Origin of the sequence: Streptomyces sp. NPDC048389 (assembly GCF_040706335.1) — a bacterium.
GTDB lineage: Bacteria > Actinomycetota > Actinomycetes > Streptomycetales > Streptomycetaceae > Streptomyces.
Genome location: NZ_JBEZKP010000116.1, coordinates 1 through 4,312, shown reverse-complemented (window position 1 = coordinate 4,312; position 4,312 = coordinate 1). Strand labels below are relative to the sequence as shown.

General features: G+C 66.2%; 2 protein-coding genes and 1 pseudogene. All 3 read right to left on the bottom strand.

Annotated features, from left to right (window positions below; all coding sequences use genetic code 11):
- Window positions 1–122 precede the first annotated feature (122 nt).
- Window positions 123–1,910 (bottom strand): TniQ family protein, encoded by a 1,788-nt coding sequence (locus tag AB0903_RS34210; protein ID WP_366708709.1) that lies wholly within the window; start codon window positions 1,908–1,910, stop codon window positions 123–125.
- Window positions 1,907–3,049 carry an AAA family ATPase gene (locus AB0903_RS34205; protein WP_366708707.1) on the bottom strand — a complete coding sequence of 381 codons (1,143 nt, stop codon included), beginning with the start codon at window positions 3,047–3,049 and terminating at the stop codon, window positions 1,907–1,909. The genes AB0903_RS34210 and AB0903_RS34205 overlap by 4 nt, the downstream gene beginning before the upstream one ends.
- A pseudogene (locus AB0903_RS34200) lies at window positions 3,036–4,312 on the bottom strand (transposase); the annotation flags it as partial. The gene AB0903_RS34205 and the pseudogene AB0903_RS34200, both read right to left, overlap by 14 nt.

The following is a 4,312-nucleotide window of genomic DNA, read 5'->3' as shown; positions in this document are numbered from 1 at the left end:
TGTAGGTTTCCTTCGCCGCTGGCCACTGGCTGCGCTGTGACCTGCGGGTTCCGGTGTCGGTCCCGATGGTCTGTCCACGGTTCTGTTCCATGATCGTGTCCTTTTCCTCCGGGCTGTCCTGCTCATGCGGTCTCCGCGGGCTGTGTGAGAGACGGCTGGAGGCACTGTGCGAGTGGGGTCAGCGAGTAGTAGGTGCGACCTCGGCCGCCGCTTGGCCGTTCGGCGGGGGATTCACGTCGGCCGGTGAGCCAGCCGGCTTCTTCGAGACGTTTGAGCTGCTTGAAGATCGTGGTCACCGGCATGCCTGTGGTGGCGTGGATCTGTGCCAGGTAGCTCTCCTCATTTCCGCGAGTGAAGAGATGCCTCAAGAGCGGCAGCATGGGAGGAGGGATGTGGAGGCGGCCGCCGTGCTGGCGGGCGTTAAGGTTGGTCAGCGCGGCGCGGTCACCGTCGGACGTGGCGATTCCGGAATTGATTGAGTCTCGGTCGGGGATTCTCTCCATTTTCGATCCGAGCGCGGCGTGCATGAGCTTCTGGACGTCGTCGCGGTCGAGGTCACGCAGGAGACGGGCTCCGCGTCTAGTCGGGCTCTGTGGCGCGTGTCGGACCGAGCGGTGGAACAATGTGGCTCCAACAGCGCATTCCAGTTGGTCGAGTTGCAAGGTGAGCGTGCTCGGCAGGAGTCTGAGGTAGCTGGCGCTGGTTGTGAGCGTGGGAAAGAATATGCTGATTTGGAAGCGACGTAGGCGGCGCCAGCCGTGAAGTGTCCCTTCCGCCGCTGCTCGAATGTCAGACGGCAGTGAAGTATCCAGCTTTGTGATGAGAACGGGGGTGCTGCGGCCGGATGGCCGACGCGGAATGCCAAGGTGTTCTAGGCGGCGCCGGACGACTTCGCTGTGAGTGCCGATTTCCTGGGCGATGTCAGCACCGGTCCGTTTTTGTGTGACGTATTGCTCGCGGAGCCAGTCGTCATTGAAGGTGATGGGGCGAGGCCCTCGGTAGATGGTGAAGCCGAGGTTCTTGGTATGGCGGATTACATGCGCGACGGGCAGGCCCACTTCCCTGGAAATCGCGTCGAGGCTTTTCCCGCCCTCGGTGTACTCGCGCTGCAGGAACTCGGGCGTCAGGATCCGGACACGGCGTTCGTGGAAGCGCCAGCTGCCCAGCGACGACTGTGAGTCGGTGGCGTCCGTGAACACGGATTCCCAGGCGGAACGGCAGGCGGTGCTCATCGCACTCAGGTCGGACGGCCGCAGGGAGTCGGCGAGCGCGGACAACAGGCGGTCCACCTCGACGAAGACGGCGTCAGCGGAGGTGAACGGATGGAGGGTGACGCTGTTGATCTCGGTTTGGGTCTGGACGATCGGATGGCCGTGACCGAGGTTGAGCTGCGGCGCGCTGGTCAGGTCGGCGCCGCAGACGTTCCTCCTGCCGGTCCGGCGCATGCAGTGCGCCCGCTGATGCAGGTGCACCGCCCTGGGCAGGAAGTGGCGCGGTTCGCGACCACAGCTCGGACAGACGCGGTGGAGCAGGCCGTGGTGCTTGGTGCAGGCGAAAGCCCACGGCAGCCACCAGAGCGTCGGCCAGCGGCCCTCGCTGTCGCGCAGGCACTGCGGGCAGAACCGCCAGCCGGGTGCCCGGCGGCCGAAGATCTCGGCGGGCAGGACGGCATCGTCAAGACGGCGGGCAGGCAGCGTCACCTGCCGTTCGAGCCGTCGCAGTGCTCCCTCGGACAGTGAGGTGACGAGACGGCATGTTCGTTCCCGGGCCGGCACTTCGGGCAGGCCCAGGGCGTCCAGCAGAGCCGAGAGCGAGGTCCAGGAGCGCCGGGCGAGTGCCTCCAGCCAGCTGTCGATGCTTTCCCCAGGGCGCGGCAGGACGCGGATCGCCAGGGTGCGAAGTTCGCTCATGCCGCCTTCTTCCCGGGCGTGCTGACCAGCCGGCCGGAGTCCAGGGCGTGCTGGAGTTCCTCGCGGGCCTGCTCGGACGCGGCGTCGTTCTTCACCTGGTCCAGCAGTTCCTTGTCCAGACATTCGGCGCCGCTGCGCACGGCTCTCTGGCAGCCGCGGTTGATCAGCGTCATGAGCGAGCCGATGTGTCCGGTGCTGCGGGCGAAGAGGTAGTCGGACAGATCGTCCGCGATCATTCCAGGGTGCTTGTTTGCGAGGACGACGCGTTCCTCGATCCCGAGGAGGGCGTCGCGCCAGTCCTTCCGTCCCTTCTCGGAGGAGATGGTGAACGGGTCCATATTGAGCCGGGTGGTGCGGCGTCCGGTCTGCGCGAGAACCGCGTCCTCGTAACTCGAGCCCTCGCTGAAAAGGCCCCGCTTCTCCAGGCCGACACCGATCATCAGCAAGGTGACCGGGAATTCGTTGGCGATGTATTTGAAGTGGTTGCTGACCTCGATCCCGTTCTTGTTCCGCCACTTCAGGAAGTGCAAGTCATCGACGATCAAGAGTTTTGTTTCCGCCGACAAGACCGAATCGAGAGCGCGGTAGCCGAACTCGGCGGCGGTCCCGCGGAAACGTCCGGGGTGCCCGTAGTACTCCAGAATGGCCCGGTTGAAGTCACGCATCCCGGTGTTGCTGGTCAAGCCGACACGGCAGACCGGCCACCGCTCGTGACCCTCGGCGGTGTACTTCCCCTCTTCTTCGATGATCTGCCGATGGACCTTCTTGGCGAAGGCAAGCACGGCTGTGGTCTTGCCCAGCCCGGGGAAAGCGTCGAGGGCGATGCCGCCCTTGACCTTGTCGCTGTCCTGGTCGTTGCTGTCGAAAATGTCCCAGAGGTCTTCGTGCAAGGATTTCATTTGTGGGGTCCCCAGCGGGCCGAGGTTCGCGTGCCACTTGCGGCGGTCGCGGTTGTATTCGGCAAGCGCCTCCTTGCCCAGCTTTTTCAGCTGGCGGCGGGACAGAAGCTCCGGACGCTTCCTGCGCGGGGCCTCGGCCAGGCGGCCGAAGCCCTCCTTGCGGGAGAGCGTGAGGTGATCCAGCCGGGAGCGCAGATCGGCTTCCTCGGCCTGGGCGCGGGTCGGCTTACTCGTCGTCATCGATGTCCTTCAAGGCCGTGGCGTAGAAGTCGAGTTCCTCTTCCAGCTCCTCCAGGCCGTCGGCGTCGTCATCGCCCGCCTCCGGCTCCTGGTCCTGGACGGCCTCGATCGCCGGCGGCGCCGGCTGCTCGGGAAGGGACAGCACGCGGGCGACGGACGGCAGCGAAGTGACGTCGTCGGCCGGCTGCTCGGGAAGATCCAGGGCGACCTGCTCGCGGGAGAGCCGCAGTGCCATCCGCCGTTCGACCAGGGAAGTGCCCAGCCCGAGGTTCCACCGCTTCAGCAGCAGGGCGATGGCGAGCCGGTCGTCGGGATAGGTGTACTCCTTCGCCGCAAGGCGCCGGGCGAACTGCAGCGCTTCCTCGCTCAGCGGCATGGCCAGGCTGGGGGCATGCTCCCACTGAAGGGTGTGCCAGACGCGTTCGTGATCCCTGAAGTGGATCCGGGTGACGTCGTCGGGGTCTGCGAAGAACGGCAGCCGCCGTTGGTCCAGCTCGATGTCGGAGCCGGCCATGTCCCGCAGCCCGTCGAGGCAGGCGCCGTTGTAGCGGCGGCTGTTGATCTCGACGCCGTAGTGCTGGACGGTGCGCGTCGTGACGTCGAGGAACTCGTAGGCCAGGTGCGGGTCGCGGGGCACTTCGATATAGCCCGCCCGCGCGAGCCCGTGTTCGAACATCGCCGCCGGGGACAACTCCACCTTCGGCAGGTGCGGATCGAGGAGTCCCTCGTGTGGCCTGCGGTGATACGTCACCGCGGTCCACTCGCGGATGATCGCCTCCAACTCGTGGTGGAAGAAGAAGGCGTCCTTCTCCGGATTCAGGCCGCGCGAGTGGATGTCCGGTCCCTTGTAGCCGGGCAGCCGCTGCAGCAGATCTTCCCGAAGCGTGCGGAAGAACCGCTCCACCGGCCCCTTGTCCCGCCCCGTGCGCAGCCTCGCCGGCTGCACCGAGATCCCCATCCGGTGACAGACGCTGGTCAGATGCGCCGACAGATAGATCTTGCCGTGGTCGACGATCAACGTCTCCGGCGCCAGCTTCGGCCCCCAGACCCCGGTGACGGGACCCTGGACGGCCTCGGCCTCCACCAGCACCCCGCGCGGAATGCCGTGCTCGGGCCAGGCCGCTTCCCTCGGCCAGCTCTGCGGAACCCGCTGGGGACGGTAGGCCTGATAGAGGACGGCCGCCGCGTCGATGGCCTTCGTCGATACCGGCGTCACCCGCAGGCCGATGATGCAACGGGTGTACCAGTCCATCGCAACCGTTA

Excerpts from the sequence above, each read along its gene's own strand:
- AB0903_RS34205 (WP_366708707.1), bottom strand. The coding sequence starts at position 3,049 with ATGACGACGAGTAAGCCGACCCGCGCCCAGGCCGAGGAAGCCGATCTG.
- AB0903_RS34210 (WP_366708709.1), bottom strand. The coding sequence starts at position 1,910 with ATGAGCGAACTTCGCACCCTGGCGATCCGCGTCCTGCCGCGCCCTGGG.